The 22401-nt window shown below is 46.4% G+C and carries 18 protein-coding genes; 9 read left to right on the top strand and 9 right to left on the bottom strand.

Going from position 1 to position 22401, the window contains the following annotated elements:
• Positions 1–3: 3 nt before the first annotated feature.
• The 4 genes from glnG to glnA form a co-directional block, all read right to left on the bottom strand.
• Positions 4–1407, bottom strand: a complete 1404-nt coding sequence (glnG, locus tag CAG69_RS11070; protein WP_005395036.1) for a nitrogen regulation protein NR(I) — start codon at positions 1405–1407, stop codon at positions 4–6.
• Positions 1408–1464: 57 nt separating this feature from the next.
• Entirely contained in the window at positions 1465–2511 is a 1047-nt protein-coding gene (gene glnL, locus CAG69_RS11065) for a nitrogen regulation protein NR(II) (RefSeq protein WP_012841226.1), read from the bottom strand.
• 132 nt (positions 2512–2643) lie between these two features.
• Entirely contained in the window at positions 2644–3225 is a 582-nt protein-coding gene (locus CAG69_RS11060) for a DUF4124 domain-containing protein (RefSeq protein ID WP_047009386.1), read from the bottom strand.
• Positions 3226–3421: 196 nt separating this feature from the next.
• Positions 3422–4831, bottom strand: a complete 1410-nt coding sequence (gene glnA / locus CAG69_RS11055; protein WP_005395023.1) for a glutamate--ammonia ligase — start codon at positions 4829–4831, stop codon at positions 3422–3424.
• Positions 4832–5361: 530 nt separating this feature from the next.
• Here glnA and typA point away from each other — a divergent pair.
• A complete protein-coding gene (typA, locus tag CAG69_RS11050; RefSeq protein WP_046874152.1) occupies positions 5362–7191 on the top strand; it encodes a translational GTPase TypA in 1830 nt (609 codons plus the stop codon).
• Between the two features lie 80 nt (positions 7192–7271).
• On the top strand, positions 7272–7814 hold the full coding sequence (locus tag CAG69_RS11045) for an AAA family ATPase (RefSeq protein WP_053808522.1): 543 nt from the start codon (positions 7272–7274) through the stop codon (positions 7812–7814).
• Between the two features lie 31 nt (positions 7815–7845).
• On the opposite strand, the gene CAG69_RS11040 is transcribed toward CAG69_RS11045, so the two are convergent.
• The gene (locus tag CAG69_RS11040) at positions 7846–8487 is read right to left on the bottom strand and encodes a DUF2959 domain-containing protein (RefSeq protein WP_031780441.1); all 642 of its coding nucleotides are present in this window, start codon (positions 8485–8487) and stop codon (positions 7846–7848) included.
• A 34-nt stretch (positions 8488–8521) separates the two neighbouring features.
• On the opposite strand from CAG69_RS11040, the gene CAG69_RS11035 reads away from it, so the two are divergent.
• The 3 genes from CAG69_RS11035 (at position 8522) to CAG69_RS11025 (ending at position 10896) form a co-directional block, all read left to right on the top strand.
• Positions 8522–9466: a virulence factor BrkB family protein gene (locus tag CAG69_RS11035; protein WP_005379281.1), complete on the top strand. Its 945-nt coding sequence runs from the start codon at positions 8522–8524 to the stop codon at positions 9464–9466.
• Positions 9438–9872 (top strand): D-aminoacyl-tRNA deacylase, encoded by a 435-nt coding sequence (gene dtd / locus CAG69_RS11030; protein ID WP_161444175.1) that lies wholly within the window; start codon positions 9438–9440, stop codon positions 9870–9872. Before CAG69_RS11035 ends, dtd begins: the two co-directional genes overlap by 29 nt.
• Positions 9873–9978: 106 nt before the next feature.
• Positions 9979–10896 carry a bifunctional GNAT family N-acetyltransferase/hotdog fold thioesterase gene (locus CAG69_RS11025; protein WP_005395003.1) on the top strand — a complete coding sequence of 306 codons (918 nt, stop codon included), beginning with the start codon at positions 9979–9981 and terminating at the stop codon, positions 10894–10896.
• Between the two features lie 13 nt (positions 10897–10909).
• On the opposite strand, the gene CAG69_RS11020 is transcribed toward CAG69_RS11025, so the two are convergent.
• From CAG69_RS11020 to hslR, 4 genes are all read right to left on the bottom strand, one after another.
• Positions 10910–12988, bottom strand: coding sequence for an AsmA family protein (locus CAG69_RS11020; protein WP_161444173.1), 2079 nt, complete (start codon positions 12986–12988; stop codon positions 10910–10912).
• 192 nt (positions 12989–13180) lie between these two features.
• Positions 13181–14809 carry a phosphoenolpyruvate carboxykinase (ATP) gene (gene pckA, locus CAG69_RS11015; RefSeq protein WP_005379288.1) on the bottom strand — a complete coding sequence of 543 codons (1629 nt, stop codon included), beginning with the start codon at positions 14807–14809 and terminating at the stop codon, positions 13181–13183.
• 336 nt (positions 14810–15145) lie between these two features.
• A complete protein-coding gene (gene hslO, locus CAG69_RS11010) occupies positions 15146–16021 on the bottom strand; it encodes an Hsp33 family molecular chaperone HslO (protein WP_031780788.1) in 876 nt (291 codons plus the stop codon).
• A 31-nt stretch (positions 16022–16052) separates the two neighbouring features.
• Complete coding sequence (gene hslR / locus CAG69_RS11005) at positions 16053–16439, bottom strand: ribosome-associated heat shock protein Hsp15 (protein ID WP_005379292.1); 387 nt, start codon at positions 16437–16439, stop codon at positions 16053–16055.
• A gap of 253 nt (positions 16440–16692) precedes the next feature.
• On the opposite strand from hslR, the gene gspC reads away from it, so the two are divergent.
• Genes gspC through gspF form a run of 4 tightly spaced genes read left to right on the top strand, consistent with a single transcriptional unit; the run spans position 16693 to position 22393 of the window.
• Positions 16693–17619 (top strand): type II secretion system protein GspC, encoded by a 927-nt coding sequence (gene gspC / locus CAG69_RS11000; protein ID WP_005379294.1) that lies wholly within the window; start codon positions 16693–16695, stop codon positions 17617–17619.
• A gap of 36 nt (positions 17620–17655) precedes the next feature.
• Positions 17656–19674: a type II secretion system secretin GspD gene (gspD, locus tag CAG69_RS10995; protein ID WP_005379295.1), complete on the top strand. Its 2019-nt coding sequence runs from the start codon at positions 17656–17658 to the stop codon at positions 19672–19674.
• Entirely contained in the window at positions 19674–21176 is a 1503-nt protein-coding gene (gene gspE, locus CAG69_RS10990) for a type II secretion system ATPase GspE (protein ID WP_005379296.1), read from the top strand. Before gspD ends, gspE begins: the two co-directional genes overlap by 1 nt.
• Entirely contained in the window at positions 21176–22393 is a 1218-nt protein-coding gene (gene gspF, locus CAG69_RS10985) for a type II secretion system inner membrane protein GspF (RefSeq protein WP_005382993.1), read from the top strand. The genes gspE and gspF overlap by 1 nt, the downstream gene beginning before the upstream one ends.
• The last annotated feature ends 8 nt before the right edge of the window (positions 22394–22401 follow it).

Here is a 22401-nt window from a genome sequence, read left to right as displayed (position 1 = left end):
TTGTCAGTACAATTCTTTTAATTTTCTGGTAAGCGTGTTTCGCCCCCAGCCTAATACTTTAGCGGCATCTTGCTTGTGACCTTTAGTGTGCTCCAAAGCTGCCTCTAATAAAATGCGCTCAAATTCTGGTAAAGCATAAGAAAGCAGTTCTTTATCTCCTGCCGCGAGTGATTGACGTGCCCAATCCGCCAATTGTTCTTGCCAGCTGCCATGTTCAGAGTCCGAAATGGATTTTTTCTCTTCGAGCAGTTCGCTTGGTAAGTCGTTTGGCAATACCTCGCTACCACTGGCCATGACGGTTAACCAACGGCAAATATTCTCTAATTGACGCACGTTGCCCGGCCAATCAAGGCGGTTAAGAATTTCAACGGTCGACGGATGCAGAGTTTTGGTTTCGACCCCCAGCTCATCAGCCGCTCGGATAAGAAAATGCTGCGTAAGTTTTTCGATGTCTTGCTTACGTTCACGCAATGCCGGAATCTGCACTCGAATCACGTTCAAGCGATGGAATAAGTCTTCACGGAAATCGCCTTCATGCACCAGCTTTTCTAAATTCTGGTGTGTTGCCGCGACAATCCTTACGTCGACGCTGATTGGGGAGTGACCGCCCACTCGATAAAACTGTCCGTCGGCCAGAACACGCAGCAAACGGGTTTGAATATCTAACGGCATGTCACCGATTTCGTCTAAAAATAGGGTGCCGCCATTGGCTTGTTCGAATCGACCCTGACGAACATTGTTCGCCCCGGTAAATGCCCCTTTTTCATGACCAAACAACTCTGACTCAATCAGATCTTTGGGAATCGCCGCCATATTGAGTGCAATAAAAGGTTTGTTGGCGCGAGGACTATGGCGGTGCAACGCATGAGCAACGAGCTCTTTACCCGTGCCCGATTCACCGTTAATCAATACTGAAATTGAGGAGCGAGAAAGACGACCAATGGCGCGAAATACTTCTTGCATGGCTGGCGCTTCACCGATGATTTCTGGCGTTTCTGCTGGAATGTCTTCTGGAGAGAGTTGCTCACGTTTATTTTCGTGACTGTGTGCAATCGCTCGCTCAACTAACGTTAAGGTTTCATCGATATCAAAAGGTTTTGGTAAGTATTCAAAGGCGCCTTTTTGGTACGCATTCACTGCCGCATCCAAATCCGAGTGGGCGGTCATGATAATCACGGGAAGGTCTGGGTAATCGCGCTGTACTTGTTTTAGCAGCTCTAATCCATCAATGCCCGGCATGCGAATGTCTGATACCAGCACATCTGGTACTTCGCGTTCGAGCGCCATCAAAACGCTTTCCCCATCGGCATAGGTTTCGCATTTTATGTTGGCAGAGGAGAGCGTTTTCTCCATCACCCAGCGAATGGAACTGTCGTCATCAACGACCCAAACATATCCTTTACTCATGTAGTAATCCTTGCAGCAAACCGAAAAAATGATGCGACTTGAAGTCCATTAGCGCAATCAGATCGGCAAATAAATAGTAAATGTTGTGTGACCAGGCCAGCTTTCTACGTCTATTTTTCCATTGTGCTGGTCGATCAAATTTTGTGAAATAGACAGCCCTAAGCCAGTTCCTCCCTCGCGGCCACTGACCATGGGATAGAACAGCGTGTCTTGTAATTCCGGTGGAATGCCTGGGCCGTTGTCTGTGATTTCGACACGCGCAGCGAGTTTACAGCGTTTGCCGTGAATATTAGCTTGATGCACCGTTCTGGTGCGAATGGTGATTTTACCGTGTTCTTGATGGCTAAGAATTTGCGCCGCATTACTGACGATATTAAGCATCGCCTGTTCGATTTGGTCCGCATCCATCAAAATTTCTGGCAAGCTCGGGTCGTAATCGCGTTCAATCACGATTGAACGTTGCGATTCTAATTCAACCAACTGGCGGACCTTTTCCAGAATTTGATGCAAGTTTTCTTGTGTCTTTTTACCTGGCTTTTGTGGCCCGAGTAATCGATCAACGAGCGCTCTTAAACGGTCGGCTTGCTCAATAATGATGTGCGTATACTCGGTGAGAGAGGGATCTGGCAGCATTTTTTCTAGCAATTGCGCTGCACCACGTAATCCACCTAGCGGGTTTTTGATCTCATGTGCAAGCCCTCGGACCAACAGTTTCGCCGCTTGTTGCTGGGCGTGCTGGTTCAGTTCTTGAGAGAGTCGGCGCTGTTGATCAATTTTGCGCATCTCGACGAGTAACATCAGTTGTTTTTGCCAAGTGATTGGGCTAACTGTCACCTCTAGCATTAAGGGGCGGCCATCAACAACGAAAGTGACGTCACTGTCGGTGATGCTTTGGCCACTTTGCAATGGTTGAGTGAGCAGCGCGAGATCCAGCGACGCATGTTGAATCAATTGAGAAAGCGATTGTTCAACAATACGTTTCGCGCTTTGAGAAAACAGCAACTCGGCAGCCGGATTGGCATAACGGATAGCCAATCCATCATCAAGAATCAGCGTTGCTGTCACCATGTTGTTGAGAATGGCACTAGGAAGACTGGTATCCACATTACGTCCTTGTTTTGCTTTAAGATTGTGCGTTGCACAATAATGGTGCAATTGAACGTTAAGTATGGCGAATAAATCTCAGAAGAAAAAGTGAAAAGCACCGCAGTGATGCTATTTTTTTCACCAGATATTCTATTTTGCCCCTTTTACGGTCGGCTTAACACTTGCTCTATGTAAATGCACCGTTATAGGGCTAGTAGATGCAATAAGCTTGCCGCTTCTTTTCGCGTGCACGGCCAGTGTGTGGGTGCCTCGGTCAATATTGTTTAACTGCCACATCATATGGCTTTGTGGCGCACCATAAGGTTTTCCGTCGAGCAGCAGTTGCAACTGTTCGCCGATACCAAGCTTGCGATTGGTTTCCAGTTGAATATTGATGATGCCTCGGTTGCTACGGATGGTTTCGTTATGTTGAGGAGTCAGCATCGAGAGCTTTAATGGGAGAGGTTTATCGGTTTTCTTTTCCGGCTTGTCTTGTGGCTCTTTCGATGGCTTGGTCTGAGGGGCGAGTGATTCCGTGCTTTCTACCTTAGGAGCGGGTGCGCTGGCTTCAAGGTTTGGCAGCGCGATGGCTTTTGCACCTTGGTTTGGCGTATCACTAAAATGAACCACGCCATTTTTATCTACCCATGTATAAGCAACCTGCGCTGATGCGATGGAGGCGATTAACAATCCGCTGAGAGCACATAGCGATGGAATAAGCTGAACTTTCATTGCTCACCTTCTTTTGATCGATGATTTCACGTTTCAATGGCTTAGCTCTTTGACCTACAAGGTAAAAAGTCCAAGCGTATTTTTATTATCCCCTCATGTTAAACGTCGAATCTTGACTGACGAATACAAAAAAGGCCCGCCTGCGAGGCGAGCCTAATATTTTGTTGCTGTGTTTACATTTTACACAGTGTCGACCTTATACAGAGTAGTAAAGTTCGAACTCAACTGGGTGAGTTGTCATGTTCACGCGCTCTACGTCCTGAGATTTCAGCTCGATGTAAGAGTCGATGAAGTCGTCAGAGAATACACCACCCGCTGTTAGGAATTCACGGTCAGCATCTAGCTCTGCTAGTGCGTCTTTCAGTGAGTATGCAACCGTTGGGATTTCTGCTGCTTCTTCTGCTGGTAGATCGTAAAGGTCTTTATCCATTGCTTCGCCTGGGTGGATCTTGTTCTTAATACCGTCAAGACCAGCCATTAGCATTGATGCAAAGCATAGGTATGGGTTAGCCGCTGGGTCACCAAAGCGAACTTCGATACGACGTGCTTTCGGGCTTGGTACCACTGGGATACGGATTGAAGCAGAGCGGTTACGTGCAGAGTAAGCAAGCATAACTGGCGCTTCGAAGCCTGGTACAAGACGTTTGTACGAGTTTGTTGATGGGTTAGCAAATGCGTTGATTGCACGAGCGTGTTTGATGATACCGCCAATGTAGTAAAGCGCCATTTCAGATAGACCGCCGTACTTGTCACCAGCAAATAGGTTTACTCCATCTTTCGCTAGAGATTGGTGAACGTGCATACCGCTACCGTTGTCACCAACAAGTGGTTTAGGCATGAATGTTGCCGTTTTACCAAACGCGTGAGCAACGTTGTGTACAACGTACTTGTAGATTTGGATTTCGTCAGCTTTGGTTGTTAGCGTGTTGAAACGAGTTGCGATTTCGTTTTGACCCGCTGTTGCCACTTCGTGGTGGTGCGCTTCAACAACAAGACCCATTTCTTCCATTACTAGACACATAGCAGAACGGATGTCTTGAGATGAATCCACTGGAGCTACAGGGAAGTAACCACCTTTAACGCCTGGACGGTGACCTTTGTTACCTTCTTCGTAATCGGAACCTGTGTTCCATGCTGCTTCTACGTCATCGATCTTGAAGAAAGAGCCTGACATGTCAGTCGCGAATTTCACGTCGTCAAATAGGAAGAATTCTGGCTCAGGACCGATAAGTACAGTATCTGCAACGCCAGTAGAGCGCATGAAGTCTTCAGCGCGTTTTGCGATAGAACGTGGGTCACGGTCGTAGCCTTGCATTGTTGCTGGCTCTAAGATGTCACAACGGATGTTTAGTGTTGCGTCTTCCGTGAATGGGTCAAGCACAGCAGAAGATGCGTCAGGCATCATTACCATGTCTGATTCGTTGATACCTTTCCAGCCAGCAACTGATGAACCATCGAACATTTTACCTTCTTCGAAGAAGTCTGCGTCGATTTGGTGAGCAGGGATCGAAATGTGCTGCTCTTTACCTTTTGTATCAGTGAAGCGTAGGTCAACAAACTTAACTTCGTTTTCTTGGATCAGCGATAGAACGTTTTCTACTGACATCTTGGATAACCTCCAGTGTTAATAAGCGGTAAAAGCTCGATTTATGAATTATTCATGAAACCTGGCATTGATTAATCAATTTGACTTTTCATTAATCGATGCTGTTTTAACTAAAGCCAAAACCGTGCCAAAAAAAATATTCCATTAATTTCAAGCAATTGTGTTTTTTGGCGCTAGCTTGGTGCAGATGATTGCACCAAAATGATCTTTATTCGCACCATTGTGGTGCGGAAAATCATTATTGCACCATAATGTGACAGGCGCATTGCTTATTCAGCCCAGTTTTTGAGCAAGAGTCAATTTGAATTATGCATCGATTGGAATAAAGTTGCGTTTAATCAATTCGTTCTGAGGAAGAAAATGGGCATTAAGCGTAAAAATCGCAGAAATGCTCGGGAGTAGATCACATATTTCTAGGCTTTTTGCTAAAATCTGGTACATTATGGCCGTTTTTTTAATCAGCAAATGTCGCCAGAGAGCACCCGTTCTCAGCGTGGGGGCATTTCATCTATCTAAGTGAATCAATATCCATGGCTACTCCACAGATTGATAAATTAAGAAATATCGCGATCATCGCGCACGTTGACCACGGTAAAACCACGTTGGTTGACAAGCTGCTACAACAATCAGGCACGCTTGAGTCTCGCGGTGAAGCTGAAGAGCGAGTCATGGACTCGAACGACATCGAGAAAGAGCGCGGTATTACCATTCTTGCTAAAAACACAGCAATCGACTGGAACGATTACCGTATCAACATCGTAGATACTCCGGGACACGCGGACTTCGGTGGCGAAGTTGAACGTATCATGTCGATGGTAGACTCTGTACTACTTATCGTTGACGCGGTTGATGGTCCAATGCCTCAAACGCGTTTCGTAACACAAAAAGCGTTTGCTCATGGTCTAAAACCAATCGTTGTTATCAACAAGATTGACCGCCCTGGTGCACGTCCTGATTGGGTTATGGACCAAGTGTTCGACCTATTCGACAACCTAGGTGCTTCTGACGAACAGTTAGACTTTAAAGTGGTTTACGCTTCTGCTCTTAACGGTTGGGCTTCTCTAGAAGAAGGCGAAACTGGCGAGAACATGGAACCGCTATTCGAAACTATCGTTGGCGAAGTAGCTGCACCAGAAGTTGACCTAGATGGTCCACTACAGATGCAAATCTCTCAGTTGGATTACAGCTCTTACGTTGGCGTTATCGGCGTTGGCCGTGTAACTCGTGGTAGCGTTAAGCCAAACCAGCAAGTAACGGTTGTTGGTGCAGACGGCAAAACTCGCAACGGTAAAGTGGGCACAGTAATGGGCTACCTAGGCCTAGAGCGTCACGAAGTTGAGCAAGCTAACGCGGGTGATATCATTGCAATCACTGGTCTTGGCGAGCTTAAAATCTCTGACACTATCTGTGCACAAAACGCAGTAGAAGCACTACCAGCACTGTCTGTTGATGAACCAACAGTAACCATGACGTTCCAAGTAAACACGTCTCCATTCGCTGGTAAAGAAGGTAAGTTCGTCACTTCACGTAACATCCTTGAGCGTCTAGAGAAGGAACTGGTACACAACGTTGCACTGCGCGTTGAACAAACAGACGATCCAGACAAATTCCGCGTATCAGGCCGTGGTGAGCTTCACCTGTCTATCCTGATCGAAAACATGCGTCGTGAAGGCTTCGAGCTTGCCGTATCTCGTCCAGAAGTAATCATCAAAGAAGAAGATGGTCAGCTAATGGAACCGTTTGAAACGGTAACTATCGACGTAATGGAAGAGCACCAAGGCGGTATCATGGAGAATATCGGCCTACGTAAAGGTGAGCTGAAAGATATGGCTCCAGACGGTAAAGGCCGTGTACGTATGGACTTCATCATGCCATCTCGTGGTCTGATCGGCTTCCAAACGGAATTCATGACACTGACTTCTGGTTCTGGTCTTCTATACCATACGTTTGACCACTACGGCCCACACAAAGGCGGTAACATCGGTCAGCGTATCAACGGTGTTCTGATTGCTAACGCTGCGGGTAAAGCGCTAACTAACGCACTGTTCAACCTTCAAGAACGTGGTCGTCTATTTATCGGTCACGGTGTGGAAGTTTACGAAGGCATGGTTATCGGTATTCACAGCCGCGACAACGACCTAACAGTAAACGCGCTGAAAGGTAAGCAGCTAACCAACGTTCGTGCATCTGGTACCGATGACGCACAGGTTCTAACTCCGCCAATCATCATGACACTAGAGCAAGCGCTTGAGTTCATCGATGACGACGAGCTAGTAGAAGTAACACCTGAAAGCATCCGTATCCGTAAGAAATTCCTAACGGAAAGCGATCGTAAACGTGCTTCTCGTGGCGCGAAATAATTTTCGTTAAGCGATTCAATTAAGAAGAAGCCCTGAGTTATGCTCAGGGTTTTTTGTATCTAGAGAATGAACATATCAGCATGAAGCCAATTGTGATTACTGGTGGCCCAGGTGCGGGGAAAACCACCCTACTGAATGCATTAGAGCGGCAAGGGTATGCGACGTTTGCAGAGAGCTCTCGTACGCTAATTGAACAGCAAAACCAGTTAGACGACGGTATCTTGCCGTGGACGAACCTGCCTGAGTTTGCTCAATTGTGTCTCGACTTGATGAGCAAGCAAAAGAGTGATGCGCGTTGTCATGACGTTGCGTTTGTTGATCGCGCCATCCCAGACATCATTGCTTACTTACAAGTGGGCGGTTGTAAGGTTGACCAAGCTTTCTTAACTGAAAGTGCTGGGTACCATAGTCAGGTGTTTACTTGTCGACCTGAAGCATCCATTTACGTGCAAGATGAAGTGCGTCCACACAGCTTTGAAGAAGCATTGGAGATTCATCAATCCTTAGTGGATATCTATGCTGAATTAGGTTACGAAGTGGTAGAAGTGCCATGGGGCAGTGTGCTAGAACGAGTAGGTTTTGTTCGAAGAGTCATCGGTTTAGTTGATGAGGTCGCAGACTAAAACCTCCTCGCTAGGAGGAGGCTTGAATCATTTACTTTTGATTGAGCTTTTGTAGGAACTTATCAGACTCTGCAATCGCTTCGTTCATCTGTTTGATGGCAAACTGAATGTCTTTCTCTAGACTAGAAAATTCACCTTGTAGAGAGCCAATCGCACTCGCGTTAAGGTTGTGTTTCAAGTACAACGTGTTGTCGCGCAGTGTATTTAGTACAGGCGTCATCTTTTTCTCTGCACGCTTCATTGCGCTAAGCATGGTTTTGTACGAAGCTTTGGTTTCACGTAGCTTTTGTTCGCTTGAACGGCGCAATTTCGCGCTCGAGTACAGCTCTAGTTCGTCTTGCCATTCATCAAACAGTGCGCCGGAAACGTCTTCAATCGCAGCAATGCGGTCACGAACGTCTTGCGCCGCTTTTTCGCTGTCTTCGTACTTGTCATTGATTTTGTTGTAGACACTTTCTAGCTCACCACCATCAAAATTAGTGATCGCAGATAAGGCCTCGAGTGCACTGGTGAATTCTTCTTGTGCATCTTGTTGAGATTCTTTGGCATCTTCAACGCGGTCGACCATAATATCTCGTTTATGGTACCCAACTTGCTCCATCGCTGAGTAATAAGCAGATTGACACCCTGTTAAAGTGAAAATTGATAGTACAATTGCTAATAAATAAGGCATTCTTATGTCCTCGACGCTAATTATGGGATGAACTATGAACCAGTTATCAGAGAGTTACAAGGCAAGATTAATCAATCTACTGCCAAGTTGCGTCGCGTTTTTTAAGTATCTTCTTAAGCGATTAACGCATGATCGCGTCAATGTGAACGCGGGCTATCTTGCCTACATTACCTTGTTATCCATCGTGCCAATGCTGACGGTATTGTTATCAATATTGTCGAAATTTCCCGTTTTTGCGAACGTCGGTGAGGTGTTGCAAGGCTACATTATTGAGAATTTTGTTCCGGCATCTGGGGAAGCTGTACATACGGCATTGCAGGAATTTGTGGCGAATACGGGCAAAATGAGCGCGGTTGGCGGTGGGTTTTTATTCATTGCTGCAGTCATGCTGATTTCGAACATTGATAAGAACTTAAACTACATTTGGCGAGTTAAAGATAAGCGCCGTTTAGTATTTTCATTCTCTATGTATTGGATGGTACTCACGTTAGGGCCGATCATGGTCGGTGCGAGTATCGCGGCTACATCGTACGTGACCTCACTGCAAATTTTAGAGAACGAGACATTATCTGGTGCGTTCAATCTGTTTTTACGTTGGTTACCGCTGTTGTTGTCTTTTTTCGCTTTCCTTGGCTTATATATTCTGGTGCCGAATAAAAAAGTGCACCTGGCTCATGGCGCGATGGGGGCAGCAGTCGCTGCGATACTGTTCGAATTAAGTAAAAAGGGCTTTGCACTCTACATCACGCAGTTCCCCTCTTATCAGCTCATTTACGGCGCGTTAGCCGCGATTCCTATCTTGTTTGTTTGGGTGTATTTATGCTGGATGATCGTGTTATTGGGTGCGGAAGTCACAGCTGCGCTTGGTGAGCGAGAGCACTGGAGTGAAGATTTAGACATGATACACTCGACCGCTGAATCTCAGTTAACAGATGAAGGAAGCGAGAGTAGTGATAGCGCTAATTCAACGAGTCAGTGAAGCTGCCGTCCGTGTGGATGGTGAAGTCGTAGGGGAAATTGATCGTGGTCTGCTGGTCTTATTAGGAGTAGAGAAAGACGACGATGAGGCCAAAGCAAAACGCTTGATGGAGCGTGTTACGACCTACCGCGTGTTCGAAGATGATGAAGGTAAGATGAACCTGAATGTCAAACAGGTAGAAGGCAAAGTGCTGGTGGTTTCTCAATTTACGTTACCTGCGGATACAAAAAAAGGCACTCGTGCTGGCTTTTCTCGCGGTGCGCATCCTGCTGATGCTGAGCGCTTGTATGATTACTTTTCTGATTTGTGTGAACAAGTTTTACCCACACAGCGTGGCCGCTTCGCTGCCTATATGAAAGTGTCCTTAGTGAATGACGGTCCGGTGACGTTTTGGTTGCAGGTCTAGTCTGGTAACACAAGCGCCATGGTCTAAGCTTTAACTCCAAGCTCATGGAATTGGCTTGGAGTGATTTTCCCGACATTTATTAGTGTTGTGCTTTCAAAGGATTGATATGTTCAAACTCATTACTCCCAAAACCGATAATCAGATAAACAAGTATTATCAGTTTCGCTGGCAACTGCTTCGTGAGCCATGGCGTATGCCAATTGGCTCTGAACGCGATGAATACGATGAAATGAGCCATCACCGTATGATTGTTGATGGCCGAGGTCGTCCTATGGCGATCGGTCGTTTATACATTACGCCGGATAATGATGGCCAAATCCGCTATATGGCGGTTAAAAATAATCGCCGCAGTAAAGGTATGGGCTCGCTGGTTCTGGTCGCGCTAGAGTCGTTAGCACGCCAAGAAGGGGCGAAGCGCTTGGTGTGTAATGCCCGTGAAGATGCCATCGCCTTTTACGAGAAAAATGGCTTTGAGCGTCGCGGTGAACTGACCGACGAGCGCGGTCCTGTGCGTCACCAGCAAATGGTGAAACCATTGGATCCGATGGCGAATGTGTTGCGTCGCCCAGAATGGTGCACTGAACTTCAGCAGCGCTGGGAGCAACAGATCCCAATTAGCGACAAAATGGGGATAAAAATTAACCAGTACACGGGTTACCAGTTTGAATGCTGCGCGCAACTTAATCCAAACCTTAATCCGCATAACACCATGTTTGCGGGGTCGGCTTTTACTTTAGCCACCTTGACGGGGTGGGGTATGACGTGGCTGCTGCTTAAAGAGCGCGGTTTGCATGGTGATATTGTATTGGCCGACAGCTCGATTCGTTATCGTCAACCAGTCGAACAAAACCCCGTGGCGAGTACTTCGTTGGATGGGATCAGTGGTGACCTAGATCGATTGGAGTCAGGGCGCAAAGCACGCATCGTCATTCACGTGGTGATTTATAGTGGCGACACGCCAGCCGTAGATTTTGTTGGTACCTATATGCTGATACCGAACTATTCGCAATTACTCAGCTGTTAATTGAGAGGGCGCCTTACTGATCTGTAGGGCGCTTATCTGTTTCGTTTTCTCGCTCTGTCGGTGGGAGGATTTGTTCCTCTGTGGTGGGATCAGTGACAGATGCTTCGTCTTCTTCGACAATTTCTTCGGAAAATTCTTCCTCTTGAATCTCCACATTGATGTTATCAATCGCAGTTGGCAGCTCCATGGCTGATTCACTTGTTTGTGGAGTGCTTTCAACATCAGCCGGTGCTTTTAAACATTCATTATGATGGATTTCGCCACTGAGTAGATCGCCTTCAACGCTCCCGCACGACTCTTTCCATTGATAAACAATGCCATTTAGCGGGTTGTTGGCCATATCAAACTCGCCCCAAACCCTACCACTTATAGCTTTCCCAGAAATGGTGACTGGTTCTATGGCGACTTTCCCTCGTTGCGCGCTTAAACGCAGCGGACTTAAGGTAATGGTTTTGAGCGAATGATTCGCTTGGGATTTAAAACGGGTATCTCGTAGGTTGGCTTCCACTTCACCAGATAAGCTGTAGGCCAGCATGTTGAGATCACCTGATAATCCTTGTAAATCGAGGCTGAGATCGGAAAAACCATCAATGGCCAGTGTGTTGGGTAAATAATCGTGGAAGAGTGATAAGGGAATGCCATCGGCATTGAGGTTGAGTGCCCAAGGCTGGCTCGGAGTACTTAGGTTTATCTGTCCGATGCCTTCTACGTAGCCTTGCTCGAGTGGTGCAAAAAGGCGTGTCAGTTTCCAAAAGCCATTCTCACTTTGCATGGCAAGTGCAGCATGAGACGTGAGCACTTGGTTATAACTGGCGTTTACAACGCTAGCGTCCAGATCGCCATGCCAAAGGCCCCAACGTTGATTGACCTGTTTAAGATCAAGCTGCTGCCCTTCGATGTTTAAACCGGAGAACTGCCAATAAGGTTCGTGAGATAGCTGAATGATCTGGCTGCGCTCGATGTCGAGTCGTTGGATTGTGACATGATCTAACTTACTGATGGCTGCGTGCCACCAGTTTTGGTTATCTTCAGGTTGTATTGCCCACTTGAGGCCTTGAATGGAGGCTTCTTCGAGTTGCCATTGCGTTGGAGTGAACACCCCAGAGACCTGCACACGACCTTGCTGCCAATCTAAGCTGAGATCGTTGAGCTGGATTTTTCCAGGCTCTATAGCAGCACTTAAACGTGGCTCTATTGCGGTTTGCTGTTGGAATTGGACGCTATCCGCCTGCAATGAAACTTGAGCCGTTGTCTCCCAGAGAGATAGTGGCAGTGTGGCGTTTTCTACGGAGAGCTCTAAGTTTTGCCAGTGCCAATCGCCCCATTCAATATCGGCGTTCAGTAAGTCTAAGCTATTAATGTGATTAATCTTGAATGGTATTGCTTGCCAAGGCTTAGCAAGCAGTGATTGGAGCTGGATATGATTGAGTTGCAACTTATTGATGGTCACATTCACTAAAGACCAGCCTTGTGGATACTGCTCGCCTTGCCCTGAAATTTGACTGTTACGCCAGTTAAATGAAGTGCCATAGAGCGTACTGTCTTGCGGTTTGTAGTCCATGTCGACCAAGACCTGATTAAAGGCTTCGCCATTCCAATAGATCTGGTCGGCTGCAAGTTGAACCTCGCCATATGGTATTAACTGGCCATTCCACTGTGGTGATTGAATTTGAAGGTCAATGCCATTACCAGAAAACTGCTCGTCGGCGTAATCAATATTTTTGAGCGCGACTTGATGGAACAAAACGTTATCTAAAGACTTGAGCTTTGGCGCGCCATACTGCAAATTAAGTCCATCAATCAATAAGCTATCAACGATCCATTTACCATCGCGATAAACATCGGGATTCATCCATAAATCGACTTGCTCGATATAAGAAGCGTCGTCTACGTTTGTGTTCACACCCTGTAAAGTTAGGTGGTAGGGAAAATCGTAACGCACGCTTTCTGCTTGAAAGGGCAAGGAAATGCTGTTTGATAGCAGACGCCAAGTTGCATCGGCGTAAGATGTTGTTAACAGCGCAATCATAGTGGCCGGAATGGCAACTAAGATAACCAGTAACAGAATTAGAACTCGACGCGCTGTTTTCATCCCTGCTAGAACCTACGTTTGCAATTAAATAAAACTAGATAGGCTTTAGCTTGTATCAATATTCTGCGGTATTCAATAAAAAGCCCCTCAAAAGAGGGGCTTGAAGCGGTTTTTTGTAACTTGGTCTACGTAAAAGTGATAAGTGACCGCCCACTTATCACTGTGGTTTACGCGACGTCGTTGTTACTCGACTTAATCAATCTGAGGACCAGCCGCAACCAGAGATTTACCTTCAGCGTTGTCTGTGTACTTATCAAAGTTATTGATAAAGCGCGCTGCTAAATCTTTCGCTTTGCTTTCCCACTGAAGTGGGTCAACGTACGTGTCGCGAGGGTCTAGAATGCTTGGATCCACACCTGGTAGTGACGTTGGTACTTCAAGGTTGAAGATTGGAATGTGCTTAGTTGGTGCTTCTTCAATCGAACCATCAAGAATGGCATCAATAATTCCGCGTGTATCTTGAATAGAGATACGTTTGCCAGTGCCGTTCCAACCAGTATTCACTAGGTAAGCCTCAGCGCCCGCTGCTTCCATGCGTTTTACCAGTACTTCCGCGTATTTTGTTGGGTGGAGCGTTAGGAACGCCGCGCCGAAACAAGCAGAGAAAGTTGGTGTTGGCTCAGTAATACCGCGCTCTGTTCCCGCTAGTTTGGCGGTAAAGCCTGATAGGAAGTGGTACTTAGTTTGCTCAGGTGTCAATTTAGATACTGGAGGCAGTACGCCAAATGCGTCGGCTGATAGGAAGATCACTTTATTCGCGTGACCGCCTTTTGATACTGGCTTAACGATATTATCGATATGGTAGATAGGGTAAGAAACACGTGTGTTTTCTGTTTTCGAACCATCATCAAAGTCGATAGAGCCATCGCCACGTACTGTTACGTTTTCTAGCAGTGCATCACGACGAATTGCGTTGTAGATGTCCGGCTCCGCTTCTTTCGAAAGTTTGATGGTTTTTGCGTAACAACCACCTTCGAAGTTGAAGACACCGTCATCATCCCAGCCGTGCTCATCATCACCAATTAGCGCACGTTTAGGATCAGTCGACAGGGTCGTTTTACCCGTACCAGATAGACCGAAGAATACCGCTACATCGCCATCTTTGCCCATGTTAGCGCTACAGTGCATTGATGCGATGTCTTTTAGTGGAAGGAAGTAGTTCATCATGGCGAACATACCTTTCTTCATTTCACCGCCGTACCAAGTACCACCGATAAGTTGCATGCGCTCAGTTAGGTTAAATACGGTGAAGTTTTCTGAGTTCAGGCCTTGCTCTTCCCATTTTGGATTAGTGCATTTTGCGCCATTCATTACTACGAAGTCTGGTTCAAATGTCGCTAACTCTTCTTCCGTCGGGCGAATAAACATGTTTTTAACGAAGTGCGCTTGCCATGCGACTTCTGTGATAACACGAATGCTCAAACGTGTATCTGGGTTTGCACCACAGTAACCGTCAACAACAAACAAGCGTTTGTTAGAAAGCTGGTTTGTGACCAGTTCTTTTAGCTCGTCCCACACTTCAGGAGTGATTGGCTTGTTATCATTTTTCACTTGATCAGACGTCCACCACATATGTTCTTCTGTCGTAGCGTCTTTGACGATGTATTTATCTTTTGGTGAGCGACCAGTAAAGATGCCAGTGTCAACGGCAACCGCACCTAGTTCAGTAACCACGCCGCGCTCATAACCGGTTAGGTCTTCACGCGTTTCTTCCTCAAACAACATTTCGTAGCTTGGGTTGCGAATAACCTCTTTTACGTTATGCAGTCCGTGCTTGGTTAGATCAAGTGTTGCAGCCTTAGTATGTTCCATAACGGTCATAGGTGCTCCTTATAAGGATTTTGTAGGGATTTTGTAAGAATGTTTTAATTTTAATCTGCTCACCATGCTAGCAACGGGGCGGGGAGAAAACAGGGAGATAGCTCAAAATTTACCCATGATTTCAATAAGGTTTTAGGTAACCCGTCACATATTGGTGGGAATAGTCTATCGTGCACGCAATCCTTTGCGCTAGGGCAAAATCATTATTAATTGTTTAAAATTAAGCAGTTGTTTTATTACGCTTGAGGCTAGTTATTACGAGGGGTTGATCACAAAAAGGCCAGCATTAAGCTGGCCTTTTGTAGGGTAAATTACGTGCTTGATAAGCTATGTAAATTAATGCAGGGTTTTCTTGTCCGTAGAAGCTTGTGCATACAGTTCAGTGACTTCAGATTCGTCGAACGTATAAGTTGTGCCACAGTAATCACAATGTAAAGAAACTGATCCAACTTCTGCCAAAATGTCATAAATTTCAGCTTTCTCAACGGTGATGATTGCTGCACCGCTACGCTCACGAGAACAGCCACAATGGAACTCGACAGGTTGCGGCTCGTACAGACGTACTTTGTCTTGGTTATATAGTCGATACAATAACTCGTTCGCTTCTAAACCAAACAATTCTTCATCTTTTACTGTGTCAGTGAGCTGCTCTAGATGTTCGAAATCATCTGGAGAGCCAGTGCCGTCAGGGATCACTTGAATCAACATACCTGCTGCGTGTGCTTTGCCTTCATGCTCACCAGTGCGGATCCATAGGCGCGTTTTTAACTGCTCTGAGTTTGCAAAGTAGCCTTCTAGCACTTCTGCTAAAGTGTCACCTTCTAATCCAACGACGCCTTGGTAACGCTCGCCGTTTTTCGGTTCGATGGTGATCACAAGGTAGCCCTTACCCATTAGATCGTGAATGTTTGCGTCATCGGCAATATCGCCTTCCCAGCGAGCTACGCCACGAACACGTTGGTTATGGTCACCGTTGATAACGGCAAGAGACACAGGACCGTCGCCTTGTAGCTGGATGGTGATCGAACCTTCGAACTTAAGAGTGGCAGTTAAAAGAGTAGTTGAAACGAGTAGCTCACCCAGCAGTTTCTCTATTGCTGCCGGATATTCCTTGCTGGAGATAACACGTTGGTACGCTTCATCCAATTGTACCAACTCGCCACGTACTGAAAGATCTTCGAATAGGTAGCGGTTTAAAACATTATTTGCCATGGAGTGCTTTCCTCGTTGGTAATTCCGGCTTTTATTGGTGTTTGAACTTAATGATGTCTCGGCGCTGCTTTTTATCTGGGCGGCGTTCCGGACTTGGGTTGTGGGCATTAAGCTTACGTTGAGTCGCGTGTTCCTCACGTTTCGCGATACTCTCATTGGTTTCGCGATATAAGGTTTGTGCGATGGGAGCGCCTCGGCGTTGATCTGAGATTTGTTCGATGATCACGATTTTTTCTTCGTTGCCTTGACGAAGTCTGACTTCAGCGCCCACTTCAACGATTTTACTCGGCTTGCTTCGTTGGCCATTATAGTGGACTTTACCGCCATCGACCATGTTACGCGCGATGGAGCGGGTTTTGTAAAATCTTGCGGCCCATAGCCATTTATCTAGCCTAACGGCTTCATTTAGGGAACTCATAGAACACTACGCTATCTAATCACTGCCCGAATACGGCAATGAGTGATGGATTATTCACCTACAGATGGAGTCAAGGCGTATTTTTTTCAAGGGAGTTGGCAAAAACTGCATAAGAAAAAGGTATGAAAGACAACTTGTGATATAGTTCACTGCTCTTTGTTGAGTAATAATTTTATTGCAAATTTAGCAATTTAAAGTCGATAGCTATCGTTATAGCTTAAATGACGGACGTTAGAATAAAGGAATCCATTCAGTGAAACGTTTAGAGCTAAGTGCAGGATTATCAAGCAGACCGCTACTGGCTCAGATCAAGTCCAATCATTATACCATTCAAGCCAAACTTAGCTTGTTGCTTACCTGTCTGTTTATTGCGATAACCGGATGGATACTTGGCAAAATTGTGTGGTTAGCCATACCTCAATCGTCGGAAGTGCCGCAATGGCGTCCATCGGCGAGTAGCGTTGCTGCGAGCAATAAAGGCGACGCGATAGATTTTAATGCCCTTCAGAATGCCAACCTATTCGGTAAATACACTGAGCAAAAAGCGGCGGTTGTAGAACAGCCTATTGTTAAAGACGCCCCTAAGACGCGCCTTAACCTTACGCTGGTCGGTGCGGTTGCAAGTAGTGATGCCAACACCAGCCTTGCTGTTATTGCTAACCGAGGTAAGCAAGCTACGTACGGTTTGGGTGAAGAAATCGAAGGGACACGTGCGACACTAAAAGCGGTATTGGTGGATCGCGTCATCATTGATAACCAAGGTCGAGACGAGACCTTAATGATGGAAGGTATAGAATATAAGAAGCTATCTGAATCGCCGCAGGTAGCTAGGGCGCAAGCTCAGCGAGCAGAAGCAGCGACGTCTGACGTTGGAGAGAAATTAGAGCAAATCCGCGAGGAAATTGCGAAAGATCCACAAAGCGTTTTTAAATACATCACCATTTCACCCGTCAAAAAAGACGGAGACATTGTTGGTTATCGAGTATCACCTGGTCGTGATGCCGCATTATTTAATGATGTAGGGCTACAACCTGGCGATATTGCGGTTCAACTGAACGGGATCGATTTAAGTGACCCGTCTTCTTCAGTACAACTGATGCAAGTGATGAGCGATCCGCAAGAATTAAATTTAACTGTTGAGCGAGACGGCCAACAGTACGATATCTATATCCAATTGTAAGACTTAGGCAACCGGCGTAAGTTCAGGGAGACATACGTGAAACATTGGTTCAGCAAAAGTGCTTGGCTACTAGCAGGAAGTTTACTCTGCGTACCAGGTGCAATGGCAAACGAATTTAGTGCGAGCTTTAAAGGCACTGATATTCAAGAATTCATCAACATAGTTGGTCGTAACCTCGAAAAGACCATCATTGTTGATCCTTCAGTACGCGGTAAAATCGATGTCCGCAGCTATGACGTTCTTAACGAAGAGCAATACTACAGCTTTTTCCTTAATGTCCTTGAAGTATACGGTTACGCAGTCGTAGAAATGGACAATGGGGTACTTAAGGTTATCAAAGCAAAAGACTCAAAAACCTCAGCAATCCCTGTGTTAGGTGATGGCAGCGCGCAAGGCGATAGTGTTATCACTCGAGTTGTCGCGGTGCGTAATGTGTCGGTTCGAGAGTTGTCTCCTCTACTTCGTCAACTGATTGATAATGCCGGTGCCGGTAACGTGGTTCATTATGATCCAGCGAATATTATCTTGATTACTGGTCGTGCGGCAGTAGTGAATCGCTTAGCAGAGATCATCAAGCGTGTTGACCAAGCCGGTGATAAAGAAATTGAATTGGTGGAGCTGCGTAATGCATCTGCTGCTGAAATGGTACGCATTGTCGAAGCACTGAATAAAAGTGCGAATCAGAAAAGCACGCCAGAGTTCCTTGAACCTAAAATTGTGGCCGATGAACGTACTAACGCGATTTTAATTTCTGGTGATCCAAAAGTAAGAGCCCGCTTGAAACGTTTGATTCGTCAACTTGATGTTGAAATGGCGACAAAAGGTAACAACCGAGTTGTGTACCTGAAAAATGCGAAAGCTGAAGACTTGGTGGATGTATTGAAAGGTGTTTCCGATAACCTGCAAGCTGAAAAGCAAGCTGGTCAGAAAACATCAGGTGCATCGCGTGGTGAGGTCGTCATTGCTGCTCACGCTGCAACTAACTCGTTAGTTTTAACAGCGCCACCAGATATTATGATGGCATTACAAGACGTCATTTCTCAACTCGATATTCGTCGTGCTCAGGTTCTTATTGAAGCGTTAATTGTCGAAATGTCTGAAGGTGATGGTATTAACCTAGGTGTTCAGTGGGGTTCATTAGAAACGGGTGCTGTAATTCAGTACGGTAACTCAGGAGCCCCGATTGGTCAGGTGATGGTTGGTCTAGAAGAAGCAAAAGATCAAACCCGCACTGAATACTATACCAACTCTAATGGCGAACGAACGCCATATGATGTTACTGAATCAGGTGACTACTCTACGCTAGCGTCAGCGCTTAGCGGAGTAAATGGTGCGGCAATGAGTATTGTCATGGGTGACTGGACAGCGCTAATTAGTGCTGTTGCTTCTGACTCCAACTCAAACATTCTATCTTCTCCGAGTATTACCGTAATGGATAATGGCGAAGCATCATTTATTGTGGGTGAAGAGGTTCCGGTTATTACGGGCTCTACGGCTGGCTCAAACAACGACAACCCATTCCAAACGGTTGACCGTAAAGAAGTCGGTATCAAACTCAAAGTAGTGCCACAAATTAACGAAGGTGACTCTGTACAGTTAAACATTGAACAAGAAGTTTCCAACGTATTAGGCGCAAACGGTGCGGTTGACGTTCGCTTTGCTAAACGACAGTTAAACACCTCTGTCATGATCCAAGATGGTCAGATGTTGGTTCTTGGTGGTTTGGTCGATGAACGCGCACTTGAAAGTGAGTCTAAAGTGCCGCTATTGGGTGACATTCCGGTACTGGGTCACCTGTTCAAGTCAACTAGCACGCAAACAGAAAAACGTAACTTGATGGTGTTCATCAAGCCGACGATTATTCGCGATGGTGTGACGGCTGACGGTATTACGCAGCGTAAATACAACTTTATTCGCGCAGAACAGCTTTATAAAGCGGATCAAGGGTTGAAGTTGATGGCAGACGAGAAGATCCCGGTTATGCCAGCCTTTGGCCAGGAGCGTCAGCACCCAACAGAGATTCAAGCGTTTATTGATCAAATGGAAAACAACTAATGGTTGATATGTTAGACACAGCGCCAAGTATGCGTCGTCTGCCATTCAGTTTTGCCAACCGCTTTAAACTGGTGCTGGAGACAGAGCATCCTGAGCGTCCACCTATTCTTTACTATGTCGAGCCGCTTAACCCTGCGGCTCTGGTTGAAGTCCGTCGTGTATTAAAGAAAAGCTTCGTACCGCAACCTATCGATAAAGAAGCCTTTGATAAAAAGCTGACCGAAGCATATCAACGCGACTCGTCTGAAGCGCGTCAGTTGATGGAAGATATTGGTGCTGATAGCGATGATTTCTTCTCTTTGGCTGAAGAACTGCCGCACGATGAAGACTTATTAGAATCGGAAGACGATGCGCCAATCATCAAATTGATCAACGCCATGTTGGGCGAAGCGATCAAAGAAGGTGCGTCGGATATTCATATTGAGACGTTCGAGAAAACCCTTTCGATTCGTTTCCGTGTCGATGGCGTATTGCGTGAAGTTCTGACCCCAAGTCGTAAGTTAGCGCCTTTGCTAGTTTCTCGTGTGAAGGTTATGGCTAAACTAGATATCGCAGAAAAGCGTGTGCCTCAAGATGGCCGTATTTCGTTGCGTATCGGTGGTCGTGCGGTGGACGTGCGTGTATCTACGATGCCGTCCTCACATGGTGAGCGCGTGGTAATGCGTTTGTTGGATAAAAACGCGACTCGTCTTGATTTACATAGTTTGGGCATGACACCTTCAGTGCATGACAACTTCCGTCACTTGATTGGCCGCCCTCACGGTATCATCTTGGTGACGGGCCCGACAGGTTCTGGTAAATCAACCACCTTGTACGCTGGCTTGCAAGAGATCAATAGCAACGAACGCAACATTTTAACGGTTGAAGACCCGATCGAATTTGATATTGATGGCATCGGTCAAACTCAGGTGAACCCAAAGGTTGACATGACTTTTGCGCGTGGTTTGCGTGCCATTCTGCGTCAGGACCCGGATGTGGTGATGGTCGGTGAGATCCGTGACTTAGAAACCGCACAAATTGCAGTGCAAGCGTCCTTAACGGGTCACTTGGTAATGTCTACTCTCCACACCAACACCGCAGTGGGTGCGATTACGCGTCTACGTGATATGGGTATTGAGCCATTCCTTATTTCTTCTTCGTTATTAGGGGTGCTAGCGCAGCGCTTAGTTCGAACGCTTTGTCCAAGCTGTAAAGAGCCGTATGAAGCCGATGCTGAACAGAAGAAACTGTTTGGTATGGAAGCGCATGAACCACTAGAGCTACACCGTGCTAAAGGCTGCGAAGCGTGTAACCAAAAAGGTTACCGAGGTCGAACAGGTATCCACGAGCTCATTATGGTCGATGAGCAAGTGCAAGAATTGATTCACCGAGAGTCTGGTGAGCAAGAAATTGAGAGAGCCGTTCGCGCCCATACGCCAAGTATTCGCAGTGATGGTCTAAGCAAAGTACGTCGTGGTATTACGTCACTTGAAGAAGTGATGCGAGTGACGAAGGAAACCTAATGGCGGCATTTGAGTACAAAGCGCTAGATGCAAAAGGCAAGCATAAAAAAGGCACGATAGAAGGGGACAACGCCCGACAAGTGCGCCAGCGACTCAAAGAGCAAGGGATGATCCCGATTGAAGTGGTGGAGACGAAAGCTAAATCGGCTAAGTCTTCAGGCTCAGTCAGCTTTAAGCGCGGCATCTCAACATCTGAGCTGGCACTAATCACACGTCAATTGTCCACGTTAGTCCAATCAGGCATGCCTCTGGAAGAATGTTTGCGCGCGGTCTCTGAGCAGGCTGAAAAGCCGAGAATTCGTTCTATGCTGGCTGCGGTTCGCTCGAAAGTAACCGAGGGTTATCCGCTCGCCGACAGTTTTGCTGATTACCCACACGTGTTTGATGAACTGTACCGCTCTATGGTTGCGGCGGGCGAAAAATCAGGTCACCTCGATACCGTATTAGAGCGTTTGGCAGACTATGTCGAAAACCGCCAAAAGATGCGATCTAAATTGCTTCAAGCCATGATTTATCCTGTAGTTTTGGTGGTATTCGCGGTTGTCATCGTTTCGTTCTTATTGGCGACAGTGGTTCCTAAAATCATTGAACCCATCATTCAGATGGGCCAAGAGTTACCTCAATCGACGCAATTTTTACTGGCAGCCAGTGAGTTTGTGCAAGATTGGGGGCTGATTATTTTCGTTGTGCTGGTGGCGCTTTTCTATGGCCTCAAACTGGCGTTGCAAAAGCCAGACTTTCGCTTAGCTTGGGACAGAAAAATCTTGAGCTTACCGCTAATAGGTAAGATCTCTCGAGGTTTGAATACCGCACGATTCGCACGAACACTTTCGATCTGTACTTCCAGTGCGATTCCAATTCTCGAGGGTATGCGCGTTGCGGTAGATGTTATGTCTAACCGTTATGTGAAGCAGCAAGTCTTGCTTGCAGCGGATAACGTCCGAGAGGGCGCTAGTTTGCGTAAGGCGTTGGACCAAACTCGCTTGTTTCCACCAATGATGCTACACATGATCGCCAGTGGTGAGCAAAGTGGTGAATTAGAGAGCATGTTGACGCGGGCAGCCGATAACCAAGATCAAAACTTTGAATCAACAGTCAATATTGCTCTGGGTGTGTTTACTCCTGCGCTGATTGCATTAATGGCTGGATTAGTGTTGTTCATTGTGATGGCGACCTTGATGCCAATGCTAGAAATGAATAACTTGATGAGCGGATAATTTCGAAT

Origin of the sequence: Vibrio sp. V43_P6S15P86 (genome assembly GCF_009904725.1) — a bacterium.
GTDB classification, from domain to species: domain Bacteria; phylum Pseudomonadota; class Gammaproteobacteria; order Enterobacterales; family Vibrionaceae; genus Vibrio; species Vibrio diabolicus.
This window is presented reverse-complemented; position numbering and strand designations above follow the sequence as displayed.